Source organism: Loktanella sp. R86503, assembly GCF_042466455.1.
GTDB lineage: Bacteria > Pseudomonadota > Alphaproteobacteria > Rhodobacterales > Rhodobacteraceae > Loktanella.
Genome location: NZ_JAXHCI010000005.1, coordinates 98,306 through 115,440 on the forward strand (window position 1 = coordinate 98,306; position 17,135 = coordinate 115,440).

A 17,135-nucleotide genomic window follows, 5' to 3' on the forward strand; every position below is an offset into this window, starting at 1 on the left:
CGAGTGCCATTGTAACGCTTTTGCGATGAGCCGGCAATAAAGCTAGGCAACCTTGACCAGACGGGCTCAAACGAGGCTCTGTTGACACTTTGCTATGTTTTCAGGACACCGGATCTACCCTGTGACCGTTGGAGCGATCCGTTGAAACTGAAAAACGATTTCTATGCCTTTCGAAAATCAACAGGACTTCATCTGCGCGATCTGGCCATTGCGCTGGCAGGGCGTCCGATCGAAACCATCAGGCACTTGCGGCGTATCGCAGCCCCGCGTGCGCGCCGGATCGAAAGTGTTGCCCGCGCGGCTGAGGCGGCATCCGGCCTTGATAAAAGCGGGCTAACGATCGGGCTACTGCGTGAAACCGTCGCCGCGTTAGGCCAAAGGTTCGGGATTCTGGTTCTGCATGAAAGCCGCAACAAGGCGCACTTGGGTGTGGCGGACTTGGACTATCTTGCAGCAGCCCAGCATGTCTTACGCTTGGCCCCTCATGCCAAAATCTTTGCCGACGGCAAACAAATTAAGACGAATGCCCCGGACCAAAGCGGGCAAATCATGCAATCTAAGTCTATCAAGATCTATTTCACCGATGCGGCAAATCTGCGGAGCGAGATATACTTGGAACCCTATAGCCCCTCGCCAAACGGGGCCTGGGTATCTGCAAGCGAAAAAAACGCGGTTATGCGCCGTTGCAATGCGCCTGTTTTTGACAAGGCCGGCCTAACTCTTGCCCAAGCACTGCTTGGCGGGCAAAGCAGTGACGACAGGGCGGCGGAGCGCCCCATTGATGCCGTTCTGACCTGGGTCGATCATACGGACGACGCATGGCAGCGCAGCTATGCTGCGGCCCGGCAGCACATGGGCGATATCAAGACCGACGCGACTGCGACCACCCGGTTTCACAACAACGAAGAACTGCGCTTTGCGCTGCGCAGCCTACATGATTACGCGCCCTGGATCCGGCGGATCTATATCTTTACGAACTGCCGCCCGCCCACTTGGCTGGACACCGCAAACGACAAGATCGTTTTTGTCTCTCATGCGGATGTCATGCCGCCTGAAATCCTGCCAACGTTCAACTCTCATGTCATCGAATCCTATCTTCACAAGATACCTGACCTGTCCGAACATTTTCTTTATCTCAACGACGACTTCTTTGTGATGAACCCGGCGCTGCCGTCGGATTTTTTCAATCAGGCCGGTCAATCCTATGCCCGCCTAGAGGAATACGGCGTTGTTTCGGGCCCATACGGTGTGGCTGATCCCGATTACATGAATGCCGCGCGCAGCGGGGCTGCCCTGATTTTGAAAGAACTGGGTTTTGTACCGACACAGCTGCACCGGCATGTGCCTTATGCCCTGCAAAAGTCGGTTCTGTCTGATATGGAAAGCCTTTGGCATTCCGACTATGCGGATTTCAGAACCAACGCATTTCGCGGTGCGAATGATCTGAATATTCCCAGTTTCTTGTATCACCACTTCGCAATCGGTACCGGGCGCGCCATGTGGAAACAGGACCAATCCGTTCTGATCAAATCCAACGATGTCGCCACACAAGCGGCGCGTTTTGATCGCGCCCTGCATCCGGATACAGCCTTTGTTTGCATCAACGAAGGCGGCACTGAAGATCCCGCACCGCAATGGCACAGCCAGGTCAGGCGTTTCCTGATCGACAATTTTCCCAATACTGCCCCATGGGAAACATAAGCGTTGCGCGCGCTATCATTGATCAAGCTGATGTTCCGCATTGGCAAAAGCCGTATCACACGTCAGGACGACCTGATTATTCAGCCGCGGCTGATACACACAAGGGTTGCAGGACAATCCATCACGCTAAAAGGCGTTATTAGAACAAACAGGGCGATGAAGCAGATGTCTGTCGTCTTGCGTCGTTTTCGCGGTGCAAAACAAAACTGGAAACAAGATGTCGCGCTGTCACCCGACACTACAAAACCCTTTGTGCAAAAGCTGCTGTGTTTGATCGGGCTGAAGTATTATCGCTTCGAACTTCATCTGGACATGGATTGGGCCGTCATTGCGCCAGGTATCTTCAGTCTTGAAATTCATGATGAGCAGTCCGGCCGTACGTTCCATTTCCGCGCCGCGCCAGACGCGTTGGGGCTTTTTGGTGGCCCGATTGCGCGCACGTTTTTTGTATTTACCGAACCCTCTGTTCAAGTCGTCAGAATAGAGCTTCACGCGCTGGACCGTCACGCTATCCAGCGGCTTACGGCCAAAGGCCAGTCCGCGCTTTGCCCGGACCCTGTCTGCATCTTGGGTGAATATCCGGATACAGCACGAGACAATGGCTTTGCTCTTTTCAGCGCATTACAAAACATCCCGCAGACCATGAAATCGTTTTACATCATAGACGAAAGAAACGCCGACAATCTGGATACGGGCATTAACAACGTACTAGCTTGGGGCTCTGAAGCCCATATTGCAGCCTGCCTTGATGCTTCTGTCTGCGCCTTTACCCACCACCGCCATTATGTTTATCCCGCTATTTTATCGCATATCGCCAAGGACCGCTACGACCGGACCCAGACTGTTTTCCTGCAACATGGTGTCATGGCGATGAAAGGTGGTACCGTATTGAACCACTATCATAGAAAAAGGGTCGATTATGACGCCGTTATTGTATCGTCACCGCGTGAAAAGACTGTATTTGTAAAGCACTTCGGATATGCCGCGCCGTCCGTTCACGTCACGGGGTTATCACGGCTCGACAGGCTCTATAATCAAGCGTCAGACAGGCAGATCGTCAAGAACCAGATCCTCGTTGCACCGACGTGGCGACCTGGCCTTGATCGCATGTCCCCCGACCAAATCGAAACGGACCCCTATACTTTGCAATGGTCCCTTGCCATTCAGGATATGAAGAACAATGGACTTCATCCTATTCTGATTGGCCATCAAATTCTGCGGGACCATGTCACATCACTGGAAAACAGCGCCGCCGAAAGCCGGACAAGCAAAAGATTTCAGGAAACGCTTTTGCAATCCTGTGCGCTGGTCACTGACTATTCTTCGGTCGCTTGGGATGCATTATATATCGGTCGCCCGGCATTCCTGTTCCAGTTTGATCGCGAAAGGGTCAAGTTTTCCCAAAACGCCTTTATCACGGAACAAAACCTACCCGGACCTGTCGATGACAACGCCAAGTCACTGGTTGCACGCTTGATATCGGCAGCCGCAAACGACTGGACCTTTGACGCTTGGCCACAGCGCGAGGCTGCATTTCAATTTATTGATGCCGGAAATACCGAACGCACCATCAAACTGATTACGCGGATGGCCCATTCCGGTGCAGGCGACACCAGACCGCTTTAAGCATCAGCAGAGCCGACAAGTTCACGGTATTCAGATTGATATTTTGCAATCAGATTATCCCGCAGCTCGTCATCCATAAGCACGGGCCGGGGCTCTGTTTGGTTCGAAAAATTTGCTTGCAAAAACTTTCGCATCAAACCCTTTTCGCCTTTTTCAAGCAATGGGTTAACGCGCAGGGCAATTTCTAGTCCACGAGCAGAAATACTAGGATTTTTGACGGAGTCGTAATCCGTATCCACCGTAATATCTGGCGATATCGTACGGCTGACGAATTCTTGAATAAACCTCATCTGGCCTTGGCGTATCAATTCAAAATCTATAACCGTCACGCGATCCGCACCAAACTCTCGTTTCAGAGCGTCAACAATTGGGGTCCAGTGCAATCTATCAAGATCGATTCCCTTAATAAAGTCACCAAAGCTCAATGAATCGCCTTGGTGGATACGCTGTAGATAGTAGGATTCGAGGAAAGAATACTGCGGGCGAATTGTATAAACAATATTTGCATCAAAGCTGTCGAATGCTTTTGCAAATGCCGCTATGATTTTATCATGTTCAGGATAAAGGCCGGGCGCTTTCCTAAACGGTTTGCCAAGGGCATTTTCGTTCGAGAACAAAACGCTTGTAACACCCCGCACCTTCATTGCAGTCGAAACACAGTCCTGTATTCCTTGGGGGCATTCTATAACTCTGTCACCCCACGAAATATGAGGGCTGATATCGCTGCGGCTGATGAAGTTCAGCCCCTGTGTCAGGTAATAGTCTTGCTTTGTCAGAAAGTAGCTTTGCACCAAGGAGGTGGCCGTCTTATGCGCCCCTAAATGGGCGATAAGTTTTACTTTTCGCGAGAAGATGGACATATGTAAAAAGTATCCCCTTTTGGCAGCTTCAACAACCTGCCAGGTGGCAATCAATATTGTCGGTTTAGCGCACTAAAGCACCGCAGTTCAGATTTTGGATTTTAGACTGTCACAGCTTGCTACGCATAACATCAAGCACCTGCTGCCTCATGCTTTTGGAAAGAGGGGCATTGTTGTCTTCGCGGGTGTTTGCGATATCGATCAAATAAGTTAGTTTGTTATTAAGTATCACGATATCTGCGGGACTGGTCATGTCGTATTTGCCGTAAATTTTTGCGGCAATTTCTGATATGACGTCGATAAGAGCCTCTGGCGCATTTGCATCAACCAGCTTTTCGGTGATGAAATCCGAAAACGCGCGCTCTTCATCATTGGCTGCCCGCTGCGGGTCTGTAGGGACTGCATTGATCAAAGACTGCAACGCTTTGATCCCGGCTGCCTTGTCGTTTGCGTCGCTCGTCATGACTGTACTCACCTGCTTCGGACCTTCACTGGCATAGCGTGCAATGCCGCGAATGGCCAGCGATGTCCGGCGTTGCGCTGACAAACCCCTTCGCCCAATGGCCCGGCCTTTCCACCCTTGTCACCTTGGTCGAAGGATAAACGCAAAACGGTTGAGGCCCCCATAACAAAGGCAGCAAGATAGACATACACGGTTGCATGGGCTGTGACGTATGAAGGACACTTTGAAATGACCACTTGGACAACAACTTTGGCCATACTGCTTCTGGCTGGTCCCGCATTGCCGGTATTTGCACAAAGCGACAGCATGGAAACGCCGGTCACTTACGGGCCGCGTCCGTTCTACCTGATTGACACGATGGAAGACGGCGAGCTGAAGGACAAGTTGGCATCCTGCACCGGGCAAACACCGACCAGAAGCAACTGGTCGATTGGCCATCGCGGCGCTGCAATGATGTTTCCCGAACATACCGCCGAAGGATATACTGCCGCAGCACAGATGGGCGCGGGGATCGTCGAGTGCGATGTGACCTTTACCAAAGACAAGGAACTGGTCTGCCGGCACGCGCAGGATGATTTGCATACGACAACGAATATACTTGCGTCCGACCTGGCCAGCACCTGTGCTCTTCCATTCACCCCCGCCAGCGGTGCAAGCAAAGCGGCCGCTGCGTGCCGGACCTCTGATGTGACACTCGCCGAATTCAGAACGCTGACGCCAAAGATGGACGCCGCGAACACAAACGCAACCTCGGTCAAAGACTACATGGACGCAACAGCGGATTGGCGCACGGATCTATACGCAGTCCAAGGCGCAACCCTGATGACCCATGTGGAATCGATCGTATTGATGAAGGACCTGAGCGTAAAATTCGCACCAGAGCTAAAAGCCGCTGTGGTCGAGATGCCCTATGACGGGTTCACGCAACAGATGTATGCGCAAAAGATGATCGACGACTACAAGGCCGCAGGTGTGCCACCGTCGGACGTTTGGGCGCAGTCCTTTGACTTATCAGATATCAAATACTGGATCGAAAGCGAGCCGGCGTTCGGCGCACAGGCTGTTTATCTCGATGACCGCTACGAGGCGGAAGACGATGATGAAGGCCTTCTCGATCACATGGACCCCGCGACTTTCAAACCCAGCATGCAAGAGCTTGCCGATATGGGCGTAAACTATATTGCGCCGCCGATGTGGGTTCTTCTGACACTGGACGACACCGGCAAGATGGTCGCATCCCCCTATGCCAAAGCCGCACAAGAGGCAGGATTGCACATTATCACATGGTCACTTGAACGCTCTGGATCGCTGGCAGGGGGCGGAGGCTGGTATTTCCAGTCGGTGACGGATGCGACACATACCGACGGTGATTATTTTACCATTCTGGACGCATTGCACACCGAGGTCGGCGTTGCAGGCGTGTTCAGTGATTGGCCCGCGACGGTAACTTACTACGCTAACTGCATGGGGCTTTGAATTCTGCGCTCCGGTTGCAGTGATGCCCGGGGCACCCCCGCCATGTTTTACCTACATACGCGATGGCCTGCCTGCAGGACGACCCCGTTCACGCATGATCCTGCGCAGGGCATGACCTTGCCTTGACCTGAAATTCGTCAAAGCACCAGACTCTGCCGGCATCTGCTTTGTGCCACTTTCTGACCCTGAAGTTTGCACTTTCGAAACATCCTTCTCGTTTATTGCGAACGGCAAGTCATTGGCCGGCGCATAACAACCTGAAAGAGAAAAATGAGCACACTTCAGTCTTGGGAAGCAACCGTTACGCATATCGTCGATGGTGATACTTTTGACGTGGTATGGTCAGATGGCTATTCCCCGCCCCCCGGCTTGCTCGATCGTATCCGCATTGCAGGTATCGATACGAACGAAACATCCACCAACGAACCCTTGGCCCAAGAAGCAAAGGCGCGTCTTTCCGAACTTATTCCCGTTGGAACGGTTGTCACGCTTCAGGCCATCGACGAACAGTCCAGCACGCTGGACAGACCTGTGCGACATGTTCTGGTAAACGGCGAAAACGTAGCCACCATCTTGATCGAAGAGGGGCTGGGCCTTGCCGCCAGCTACCAATTCGAGCCGAGCTATCGTGACGCATACTTTGCGGCGAGCGGAACGGCACAACTGGCCGGGGCAGGCCTTTGGTCGTTGTTCACACTTGGTACAGGAACAACGGCCGATGTCAGAATCTTTGTGAACTTTGATGCGGCCGGCAATGATGCTGATAACATCAACGACGAATATATCGTGATCCAGAATACCAGCGGGGCCACTTTAGACATATCGAACTGGACGATCCGCAGCAGTGCGCGCCTGGAAGAGGGAACTCTTGAAATTCCAGGCGGGGTGACAATCGCCGCAGGCGGCAGCATTCGGGTTCATGTGGGATCAGGGACGAATACGGCAGAATCCATCTACCTTCATCAGCCCGAACCTATTTTCAACAATACAGGTGATGTCGTCTATCTTCGCGACACCGGCTTGAACATTCGCGGCACACAGCTTTGGCCGGACAGTATTTTTCACCAGCCGACAGATTCCATTGTCATCGAAGACGTGCAATTCGATGCGCCGGGCGATGATGCGCTTAATTCAAACGGTGAATGGATCGTCATTCGCAACGCAGGCGATACGGCGGTCGATCTGTCCGACTGGCGGATCAAGGATGATGGATTTGATTATGTTTTCGCCCCTGGAGAAACGCTTGCCGCAGGCGACCGGCTGACCATTCATATCGGCTCTGGCACAGATACCGGTGACGAACGCTATTGGTCCAACACCGAAGGCATTTTGAACAATGCTGGGGGCAGCCTTGAAATCTGGACTCCCTATTCGAACAATGTCGATACCTTTGCCTGGGGCGATGTTGCGCCTGCCGCTGAAAATATACGCGGTGCCTTACAGATGTCCGTGAACTACGACGCAGCCGGCAGTGATACATCAAACCCGAATGGCGAATGGGTGGCCCTGTACAACAGTGGCAGCACTGATATCGACCTGAGCGGGTTTCACCTGAACTCCGGCAGCCAGACCCACAGCTTTGGCGCGGGGACAATCGTTGCCCCGGGCGAAAACCTACGTATCCTTATTGGCCAGGGGACAGACAGCGAGTTGGTGCAGTACTGGGGCAATTCCGGTGCCATCCTCAGCAATTCCGGCGACAGCGTGACCCTAGTCGATGACAACGGTGCCATGATCCTGCACGAGGTATGGTCCGGCACAGCTGTTGCTGAATACGATTTCGGCCTTGTAATCAGCACCGTGAATTATGACGCTGCGGGGAATGACAGTTCAAACCCGAACGGGGAATGGCTGGTCATTCGCAACGCCAGTGCGGCAGAGCAGAATTTGGTCAATTGGCAGATCAGGGTTGGACCAGAGCAGTTCACGATCCTGGAAGACACGCCCATTGCTGCAGGTGCGACAATTACGGTCTACGTTGGCAGCGGCACCGACACGCCCGGTTCCCTCTATATGGGGTTCAGCAGCGGGATCATGTACAACTCCGGCTCTCGCGCGATTGAACTTCTGACGCCCGACCGAGAAATTGCAGAAACGACAAGCTGGGGGCAGGCAGTATCACTTGACCAAAGTGTTGCGGCAGCCGTTGATCTGTCGGTCAATTATGATGCGGTTGGGGCCGACGACAACAATCCGAACGGAGAATGGGTCAACATTCGCAACCTGTCCAGCAGCACAATATCTTTGGACGGCTACCATCTTTATACAGATGGCACGTCATATCATTTCGACAGCGATGATACTGTTCAGGCCGGCGCACGCATCCGCGTTTATCTTGGGAACGGCACAGATACACACACCTCGCTTTTTGCAAGCGGGGCACTGGATTCATTTAACAATGATGGTGACGAGGTTGAGCTGCGCAGCAATGTAACCGGCTATGCCGTGGATCAATTCGCTTATCCGGTATCCACGAGCCGTATTCCAGAAGCACAGTTTGAAATCACAGGCGTTAATCAGGATGCCCCGGGCAGCGACGCCGAAAATCCAAACGGCGAATGGATCGACATTACCAATACCGGCACATCCGCTGCCAGCCTGCAAGATTGGCGCATCCAATATCAAACAGCGACATTCTTTGATTTTGACGCTGACATCATAGTCGGTGCCGGCGACACCATTCGCATTTATATGGGACAGGGCAACAACACCCAAAGCGAGCTTTTCTGGGGCAATACCGGCGGTATCCTTAGCAATACCGCTGGCACGCTTGTCCTTCAGTCCCCTTACCGCACGGTTGCCGATACCCTGGCATGGCCTGACATCTACGCAGGAGACGACGAGATATTCGGCACGGACGATGCAGATACGATCAGGGCTTCGACTGGAAACGACCGCGTCTATGCCGGGAAAGGCGATGATTATGTCGATCTGGGGGCCGGTGATGATTACGTGCGAGTCGGCGGCGGCAGGGAAGAGTTCCACGGCGGTTCCGGTTCTGACTATATTAGCTATTACAGCAGCACCGGCGGCCTGAACATTAACCTCGCCACGAACGAAGTCTCTGGCTCTTGGGCCGTGAATGACACAATAAGCGGGTTTGAAAGCGTGTCCGGCTCGCGGTTAGGCGGCGATACGATTTACGGCACATCAGGCGCAAATACGATCAAGACTTATGGCGGTGATGATACAGTCTATGCAGGTGCGGGTAATGACAGGGTCGAACTGGGATCAGGTGACGACTATGTGCGAGTAGGCGGCGGAGCAGAAAGCTTCGACGGGGGTTCTGGCACTGATTACATCAGCTACTACGATAGCACGAACGGCATCCGGATCGATCTGGAAGCTGACAGCGTGTCAGGATCCTGGGCTGTCAACGATACTATCAAGAACTTCGAAAGTGCCGCAGGATCTAACACGGGGCACGACACGATGCTGGGAACCAGCGGCGCAAATACGCTGCGCGGTTATGACGGCAATGACCGGCTCTACGGACGGGGCGGCAGTGACAAACTGTACGGCGGTGGCGGCGACGATTTTTTCGACGGTGGCGGCGGTTCAGGTACGGATCTGCTTTATGGCGGTACGGGCGCGGATACTTTCCACTTTGACAGCGGCGAAGGCGTGGATGTCGTCAAAGATTTTGAAAACAACGTAGACACAATCGAATTGGACAACTTCAACTATCTGAACGTAAGCGATGCGCTGAATGACGCAGAACAGGTTGGCACGGATGTTGTCTTTGATTTTGGTGCCGACGGGATACTGACGATCGCGAATACGACCAAGGCCGCACTTTTGAACGATCTGGAACTTGTCTGAACAGGACGTGATCCACGCAACATGTAAATTTGGATCGCATCGCCTGTCAAAAACGCGGTGCGCGATACCTCAACCGCGCCTCTTGCTGATGTCAGGGTAGGGTTATCATCACAATACCTTCATCTTGTTTTCGAAAAATACCTCTGCTGACATCTACTTACCAAGGCATTTGCGCGGCGTCTCTCGCGGCACCGTAAAGCCGTGGCGTTCAGCCAGCATCTTCGCCGCCAAAGCTGGGCCAAATCTGTATAGCTCTCTTTGGTCAGGCTTAACGCATATTCCCGTCTGGTATGATGGATTTGGTTTTTCCGCACCTTGCCGCGCGCCCTATGCCGGATCCCGCCGCCTTTGGTGCGGTAAGTCTTGTGCAACCAAAACATCTGTCGCCTGATCACGCCCAACAGGTTCGCGCCGCTGGGACATACATACTGGTCCTTCATCAACCTGTGCGACGACCCATATTTGGCGGAAGTCGCGCTCGCTTATCATTACCCATCCTACGGCTGCTTCCTCCAATTGCTGCCCCCAACAGGGGGAGTAATAGTCCTGAGCTGCACATGGGTGACATTTTAGCTTTGCGGTGTGAATCCACCGGCCACAAAACCACAACCGCATAACGAAGATTATGTTATATAAATCTGCGGCTATTCACAACTTCTCTTGTTCCAACCGCGCAGGGTTCGTATGCACAATGAGGCCAATCGACTGCGGGCAAGAGGATTTATATGACGCCAAAAGCTCTTTTGACCGCCTTCATGCCTACCACCATGATGCGGATCAGATCTGCTGTGGCGGCAAAGCGGGCGTCAGCCCCCATGCGTGCGTTGCCACCAAAGACAGCAGACCAAACGTTGGTCACGCGGCCCGGACTGATAGCCCATGACGCTGATTGGCAGCATCCGGCAGTGACGGAACACCACGCCTTTACGCAGATGCGGCGTTTGCTCCCGCCGCAACGCAAAGGCGGCGATACAGTCTATCTGGGGTTTCCCTGGGCGACGCTGATCGACCTGAAACAATTTGCGGACCACAGGGCAGACAAGATCGCTGCCTTGGAATCTGCGCTGGCCGGGCTGGCAGAAGCTGCAGCCCCCTACCCCCGGGTCATTACCGTGTGCCAGCATATCAACATGCGCCATTTTGCACCGCTTTTGCAGGCCGCCGGGGTCACGGATGTCTATTGGTCCCATGCCGTCAAAGGCCAGCCCCGCCTGCCAGAGGCACCGCAGATTGCGGTCCATCCCTTTCCCTTGTTTCCGGTGCAGCAGTCTACCCCCTTGGGCCCGGGCCAGCGATCGATCCTGTATTCCTTCGTTGGTGCGCGCGCGACACCCTATTACATGACGCAAGTTCGGCGTTGGATTGTCACGCAGCTGGCGGACAATCCAAACGGCCATGTGAGCGAACGGCAAACTTGGCACTATGCCAAAGCCGTTTATGACGACCAGATCCGCGACCAAGCGGGCGCAGGCGCGCCGCTAGTTGATCAAACTGCATCAGAGGATTTCCGTGATATCATGGCACGGTCTGTTTTTGCGCTGTGCCCCTCTGGCACCGGCCCCAATTCCATTCGCCTATGGGAAGCGGTGCAGGCCGGCACCATTCCGGTTGTGCTGGCGGATACATATGCGCCCCCTGGGCCGGGTTGGCTGTGGCAGGCTGCCACGGTCCGCTGCCGGGAAACCCCCGGCGCTGTTGCGCGCCTGCCCGCCCGTCTGGCGCGCTTGGCTGCGGACCCGCAGCGGATCACCTTGTACCAGCGGGCACTGGCAGTGCTGGCGCAGACCTATGGACCTGACAGATTTGTCCATGATATTTTGACGCGCTTTGACGTGGCCGGCGACACGCAGGCAAAAGCCATTGCGGATGCGACTGCAATCTTACGGCGCGATCTGCTGGCAGACCAAAGCCTGGCCCGGATCTGGGCCAGGCTCTGGCCAAAACCTTAACTCACGTCAGCTGGCGCGCTCAACAAGCCGCGGCTGGCAAGAAAATTCAGCGCGGTTTGCGCCGTACGGGCCCAAGTGCGTTCGTTTTCTACCCAGATCCGGCCCGCCTGCCCCAAACGGCTACGCAGGTCCGCATCGTCAAGCAATTGGGTCAGAACACGCGTCATGTCGGCGGTATCACCTTTTGCAAAGACACGGCCCGTCTCGCCGTCGGTAATCATCTCGGCCAAAGCGCGCACGGATGATACGATCACAGCTTTTTCCATCGCCAGCGCTTCCAGCGGTTTCAGCGGCGAAACCAACTCTGTCACAGGCTGGGCCTTGCGCGGGAAAGGCGCGATGTCGATCAGGGAATAATGCGCCTCGACTGCTTCGTGTGGGACGCGGCCGGGCATAATCAGCTTGTCCGTGATGCCGCCTGCCTTAGCAATGCGATGGATCTCGGCTGTGATCGGGCCGGTCGTCTGATCAGCAGCATTTTCGCTGCCTACGATCAGCAGGCGGAAATCGCGCCCCTGTGCTGAAAGGCCAGCGCAGGCCTGCGTCAGGTCCTCCAGCCCTTCGTATTGCACAAAGCTGCCGATATAACCAATGACAGGCACCCCCTCCTCAATGCCGTAATGCGCGGCCAGATCGGCATCACGTGCCCGCGGCAGGAAGCGATCCGGATCGCATGAATTGGGGGCCAACGCGATGCGGTCTGCATCCGTACCGCGCGCAATCAGCAGATCGCGCATCGGCGTGGTCAGTGTCAGGACCGCATCGGCAGCGTTCGCAGCCGCAGCTTCCAGAAAAACCTGATCACGGTAGGCTTGGGTTGTTTCGAACTCAGGCTCGCGTGACTGGCGCGTGACCTCCCAGAAACCGCGGACCTCATAGACGAAAGGCACGCCCAAGGCATGAGCCGCAAGGCAGGCTGGCAATGCATTGGTGTGGTTCGATGCGGCCATCACTACAGCGGGGCGCTGCTGCCGGATATGGGCGATCATCGCCTCTGTGGCGTGGAACAGATAATCGGCAGGGTTGCGAAACTGCTTGCGGGTCGGGGTTGCGATATGGTCATAGCGCACACCTTCGACAGTGCTAAAATCCGGCACCGCATAGGGCGGGTTGTCATCCTTAAACAAATCGAACGGAAACCCGGGCCGGGTGACGCAGACCAGATCCACATCACAGGACAACAGGCCAAGCGCCACCCCCTGCCCCCGTGTTGCATAGCCGTTGGACGACAACGGCAGTGCATTGTTCAGCACATATAGAATACGGTTTGCCACCGGCTCATAAGCCAACGGCCCGCGCGGTGTCTGTAGCGGGGCGACGACATCGGCCAGTGTCATAAGGGCCGTATCTGGGGCATCCGTTTCAAGCAGGTCCGCGCTTGGCAGACTGGCCAGACGCGCTTTTGCGCTGTGCAAAGCTGTTGTATCATTATCGCGCTTCGCTGCCGCAATCAGCGCTTTCAAATTGCTCGCCGTTGGCTGTGCCTCGCAAGCTGCCTTTAGCAGATCTCGTTGAGAGTTTGTCCGGCCCATTTCAGCAAGTGCGCGCTGCGCAATCATCAAACCACGGCTCAGTTGCTTGGCATCCATCGTCTTTCTCCTGTCCGTGTTCCGTGCCCGCAGGGGCAAAAAGGCTTAACGCCCGCGCCGCAAACGCCGCACGACGGCACGCAGCGGACGTGTCACTTTCCACGACGTACTCGTTTCAAAAGCGCGCGCTTCTTGTTCGGCAGATCCTAAGCGCAGACCCAACACGGCAATATCGCGCAGACGCGCGGTCTGATCCTTTGTCAGGGACGCGATCTTGCGAGCTTGTTCGGCCTTATCTTTTTGCAGCGCTGCAATGGTGTCAGCATGGTTTTTGGCAATATTTTCAGAAGCTTCCAATTTCAAACCAAGAACTGCAATGTCTTGCAAACGTGCCGCTTGGTCCTTTGCAAGGGCAGCGACCTTCTTTTCCTCTGCAGCCCTTTTGGCTTCCAGATCAGCGATTGCGCGATCTGTCTGCGCCGCTGCCGCTCTAGCTTTCGCTTGCATTTTCGTGCGGTTATCCGCCAGTGCAGCCTTCAGATCAACGACGCGGTCAACCAGTTCGCGCTCGATCTTATAGAATGCGCCCTCAAGCTGCGCAGTTGCCTCGATGGTCAAATCGGACGGCGCATCATTGACCGGCGTGTTGCGGCGCGTGCCGACAAAACCGATCCAGCGGCCAAAGTAGCGCGGTTGCGACAGGTCAAAGGCCGGATGCAGCAGCCTGGTCATTTCAGCTAGATAAAAGGTACGCTTGTGATCAGGGAAATCGTTGATCCCAAAGGGCACGGTCACGACGATACGGCCACCTTCTTCAAGCAGATCATACGCACGGGCAACAAAAACTTGCGGGCGCACCAGGTGTTCCAGCACTTCGCCCATGACGATGGTGGAAAACCGGCGGTCGTCAAAATCTGCCCCCATGAAATCCGCATTACGAAAAGTGACGTTCCTGCGCACGGACTCTGGTTCCTGCGCAAGGTATTCTCCTGCCCGCGCAATGGCGTTCGCATCGATATCGACACCTTCAACCACATGGCCTTCGCGGCCCAACAAAATGCAACCGATGCCTTGGCTACATCCGATATCCAGAACAGCATGGCCTTGCACCTGCTCTGCAATCCAATGAACCCGCTGGCGCACCTTTCGGGCAAAAGCATCGCCCATTGATCCGTAATAGGCGTCGGAAATTCGGTCACCAATTTCGAAGGTTGGCACATCAAGCGTGCTATCGTTGCTATCTGCCGTCATGATGCGCCTTTTGATTGTGCCTGTGTTTCGCTTGATTGGCTCGGCTTAGTTTGTCAGGCCAACCGCATCGATCACAGTATGCTGCGCACCCAACCGCCCAGCCAGATCTTGAAAGGCAGCGTGACGCACGAGGCACACCACGATATCGGCCTGCGCCAGCGCACCGTCCAGATCGATCAGGATCACACCGCGTCCGGCCAGACCTTCGGGCAATTCGGTAATATGCGGCTCGACCACCATGACGTCGGCGTGCAGCCCTGCCAGTGCCGTGGCAATTTCCAGCGCCGGACTTTCGCGCAGATCGTCGATATCGGGCTTGAAGGCCACACCAAGGCAGGCAATGCGCGGAGCCGGATTAGCATGGCCCTCAGCGGCCGCGCCAACCTTGCTTATGACCCAATGGGGCTTACCATCGTTACGCTCGCGGGCCAGTTTGATCAGCTGTGCCTCTTCTGGCGCGCTGGACACGATGAACCATGGGTCAACTGCGATGCAGTGCCCGCCAACGCCAGCGCCAGGCTGCAAAATATTGACGCGCGGATGGCGGTTTGCCAGCGCGATCAGATCCCAGACGTTGATGTTCAGCTTGTCGCACAGGATCGACAATTCGTTGGCAAAGGCAATCGCCACATCGCGGCTGCTGTTTTCCACCAGCTTGCACATCTCGGCGGTCTGAGCGTTGGTGGCGATGCAGGCCCCTTTGACGACATGACCGTAAACAGCCTGCGCCAGCTCTGTCGCGCGGGTGGTCATGCCGCCGATGATCCGGTCATTGTCGACCAGTTCGATCAGCGCCTTGCCGGGCAGGATACGCTCTGGGCAATAGGCCAGATGCACGTCAGCCTCTTCGCCTGCATCCGCCGGAAAGGTCAGATCAGGGCGCGCAGCGGCCAGCCAAGCAGCCAGCTTTTCGGTCGTGCCGACAGGTGACGTGCTTTCTAGCACGACCAGGTTGCCCGGACGCAGGACCGGCGCAATCGCGCGGGCGGCGGCCTGAATGTAGGACAGATCAGGCTGCTTGTCGTCGCTAATTGGGGTCGGCACAGCGATCAAAAAGGTATCAGCCGGCACGGGCTTGAGCGTGGCAGACAGCTGCCCGCTGGCCACGGTGCGGGCGACAATCTGATCGAGGCCAGGCTCTACAATATCAACGCGACCAGCATTCACGCCATCGACCACACGACTGGACACATCCAGACCGATGACTTTGACACCGTTGTCGGCAAACAGGGCGGCCGTCGGCAAGCCAATATAGCCAAGGCCAACCATGCAAAGATCGTAGTGTGTGTCGGTCATGTTCAAGCCGTTCCTACGGTTGTGATGATGTCAGTGATGCGGGCGGCAGCTTTCCCGTCGCCGTAAGGGTTGATGGCGCGGGCCATGGCGTCATAGGCCGCCGCATCGTCCAGCAGGCGGTTAGCCTCAACAACGATGGCTTCGTCATTGGTGCCAACCAGCAGCACGGTGCCGGCATCGACAGCTTCAGGACGCTCGGTCGTGTCACGGGTCACAAGCACGGGCTTACCTAGCGATGGTGCCTCTTCTTGAACACCGCCGGAGTCGGTGATGATCAGGTTTGACATCTTCATCAGCCACACGAAAGGGAGATAGTCCTGCGGTGCGATCAGATGCACATCCTTGCTGGCACCCAGCACCCGGTTCACAGGTTCCTGCACGTTGGGGTTCAAATGCACGGGATAGACAACCTGCACATCGCCTCTGTCAGCGATCCGCGCCAGTGCGCGGCACAAACGCTCGAAGCCGTCGCCAAAGTTTTCGCGGCGATGTCCGGTCACCAGTACCATGCGGCGGGACGGATCAAGAAAGGGGAACAACGCTGCCATTTCAGCATTCAGCGCCGTGTCGTCATCCAGCCGTGCAACCACATTCTGCAACGCATCAATCACGGTATTTCCCGTGATATGGATACGGTCCGCCGGCACGCCTTCGGCGGCCAGATTGGCGGCGCTGGCGGGGGTCGGGGCAAAGTGGTGGCTGGCGATGCGGCCCACGATGCTGCGGTTCATCTCTTCGGGCCAAGGGCTTTGCATGTTGCCGGTGCGCAGCCCGGCCTCGACATGGCCCACAGGCACGCGGGCATAAAACGCCGCCAACGCCGCAGCACTGGTTGTCGTCGTATCGCCATGTACCAGCAGCAAATCATAGCTATTCTTTGCCAGCAAATCCCGCAGGCCCTTCAGCACGCCAACCGTGATATCGGTCAGATCCTGGCCAGGCTTCATCAAGTTCAAATCGTGATCGGGCGTAATATCGAAAAGCCGCAGCGCCTGATCCAGCATCTCGCGATGCTGGGCCGTAATGCAGATTTCTACATCATGATCCGGCGATGCCTGAAGCGCCTTGATGACAGGTGCCATTTTAATGGCCTCGGGTCGCGTGCCGAACACAACTAGAATACGCAAGGTGTCAAACCCTTTCTGAATATGTCCTGGCGGCA

The 17,135-nt window shown here is 55.4% G+C and carries 11 protein-coding genes; 5 read left to right on the top strand and 6 right to left on the bottom strand.

Going from position 1 to position 17,135, the window contains the following annotated elements; genetic code table 11:
- The first annotated feature begins 141 nt into the window (after positions 1-141).
- Positions 142-1,701: a stealth conserved region 3 domain-containing protein gene (locus SJY10_RS16875; protein WP_386685100.1), complete on the top strand. Its 1,560-nt coding sequence runs from the start codon at positions 142-144 to the stop codon at positions 1,699-1,701.
- A 165-nt stretch (positions 1,702-1,866) separates the two neighbouring features.
- A complete protein-coding gene (locus SJY10_RS16880) occupies positions 1,867-3,327 on the top strand; it encodes a CDP-glycerol glycerophosphotransferase family protein (RefSeq protein WP_386685102.1) in 1,461 nt (486 codons plus the stop codon).
- Here the strand turns inward: SJY10_RS16880 and SJY10_RS16885 are convergent.
- Positions 3,324-4,187, bottom strand: a complete 864-nt coding sequence (locus SJY10_RS16885; RefSeq protein WP_386685104.1) for a hypothetical protein — start codon at positions 4,185-4,187, stop codon at positions 3,324-3,326. The two genes, SJY10_RS16880 and SJY10_RS16885, sit on opposite strands and share 4 nt — an antisense overlap.
- A 109-nt stretch (positions 4,188-4,296) precedes the next feature.
- On the bottom strand, positions 4,297-4,734 hold the full coding sequence (locus SJY10_RS16890; RefSeq protein ID WP_386685105.1) for a hypothetical protein: 438 nt from the start codon (positions 4,732-4,734) through the stop codon (positions 4,297-4,299).
- A 144-nt stretch (positions 4,735-4,878) separates the two neighbouring features.
- On the opposite strand from SJY10_RS16890, the gene SJY10_RS16895 reads away from it, so the two are divergent.
- The 3 genes from SJY10_RS16895 to SJY10_RS16905 all read left to right on the top strand — a co-directional run bounded on the left by SJY10_RS16895 (position 4,879) and on the right by SJY10_RS16905 (position 11,897).
- Positions 4,879-6,126 carry a glycerophosphodiester phosphodiesterase family protein gene (locus tag SJY10_RS16895; RefSeq protein WP_386685107.1) on the top strand — a complete coding sequence of 416 codons (1,248 nt, stop codon included), beginning with the start codon at positions 4,879-4,881 and terminating at the stop codon, positions 6,124-6,126.
- Positions 6,127-6,396: 270 nt separating this feature from the next.
- On the top strand, positions 6,397-9,948 hold the full coding sequence (locus SJY10_RS16900; RefSeq protein ID WP_386685109.1) for a lamin tail domain-containing protein: 3,552 nt from the start codon (positions 6,397-6,399) through the stop codon (positions 9,946-9,948).
- A gap of 725 nt (positions 9,949-10,673) precedes the next feature.
- Positions 10,674-11,897, top strand: a complete 1,224-nt coding sequence (locus SJY10_RS16905; protein WP_386685111.1) for an exostosin family protein — start codon at positions 10,674-10,676, stop codon at positions 11,895-11,897.
- Here the strand turns inward: SJY10_RS16905 and SJY10_RS16910 are convergent.
- The 4 genes from SJY10_RS16910 to wecB are packed head-to-tail and all read right to left on the bottom strand — an operon-like array spanning position 11,894 to position 17,100.
- The gene (locus SJY10_RS16910; protein WP_386685113.1) at positions 11,894-13,486 is read right to left on the bottom strand and encodes a glycosyltransferase family 4 protein; all 1,593 of its coding nucleotides are present in this window, start codon (positions 13,484-13,486) and stop codon (positions 11,894-11,896) included. The two genes, SJY10_RS16905 and SJY10_RS16910, sit on opposite strands and share 4 nt — an antisense overlap.
- A 45-nt stretch (positions 13,487-13,531) precedes the next feature.
- A complete protein-coding gene (locus SJY10_RS16915; protein WP_386685115.1) occupies positions 13,532-14,677 on the bottom strand; it encodes a class I SAM-dependent methyltransferase in 1,146 nt (381 codons plus the stop codon).
- Positions 14,678-14,722: 45 nt separating this feature from the next.
- On the bottom strand, positions 14,723-15,973 hold the full coding sequence (gene wecC / locus SJY10_RS16920; protein ID WP_386685117.1) for a UDP-N-acetyl-D-mannosamine dehydrogenase: 1,251 nt from the start codon (positions 15,971-15,973) through the stop codon (positions 14,723-14,725).
- Between the two features lie 2 nt (positions 15,974-15,975).
- Positions 15,976-17,100, bottom strand: a complete 1,125-nt coding sequence (wecB, locus tag SJY10_RS16925; protein WP_386685119.1) for a non-hydrolyzing UDP-N-acetylglucosamine 2-epimerase — start codon at positions 17,098-17,100, stop codon at positions 15,976-15,978.
- Between the last annotated feature and the right edge of the window lie 35 nt (positions 17,101-17,135).

Excerpts from the sequence above, each read along its gene's own strand:
- SJY10_RS16880 (WP_386685102.1), top strand. The coding sequence starts at position 1,867 with ATGTCTGTCGTCTTGCGTCGTTTTCGCGGTGCAAAACAAAACTGGAAA.
- SJY10_RS16885 (WP_386685104.1), bottom strand. The coding sequence starts at position 4,187 with ATGTCCATCTTCTCGCGAAAAGTAAAACTTATCGCCCATTTAGGGGCG.
- SJY10_RS16895 (WP_386685107.1), top strand. The coding sequence starts at position 4,879 with ATGACCACTTGGACAACAACTTTGGCCATACTGCTTCTGGCTGGTCCC.
- SJY10_RS16900 (WP_386685109.1), top strand. The coding sequence starts at position 6,397 with ATGAGCACACTTCAGTCTTGGGAAGCAACCGTTACGCATATCGTCGAT.
- SJY10_RS16905 (WP_386685111.1), top strand. The coding sequence starts at position 10,674 with ATGACGCCAAAAGCTCTTTTGACCGCCTTCATGCCTACCACCATGATG.
- SJY10_RS16910 (WP_386685113.1), bottom strand. The coding sequence starts at position 13,486 with ATGGATGCCAAGCAACTGAGCCGTGGTTTGATGATTGCGCAGCGCGCA.
- SJY10_RS16915 (WP_386685115.1), bottom strand. The coding sequence starts at position 14,677 with ATGACGGCAGATAGCAACGATAGCACGCTTGATGTGCCAACCTTCGAA.
- wecC (WP_386685117.1), bottom strand. The coding sequence starts at position 15,973 with ATGACCGACACACACTACGATCTTTGCATGGTTGGCCTTGGCTATATT.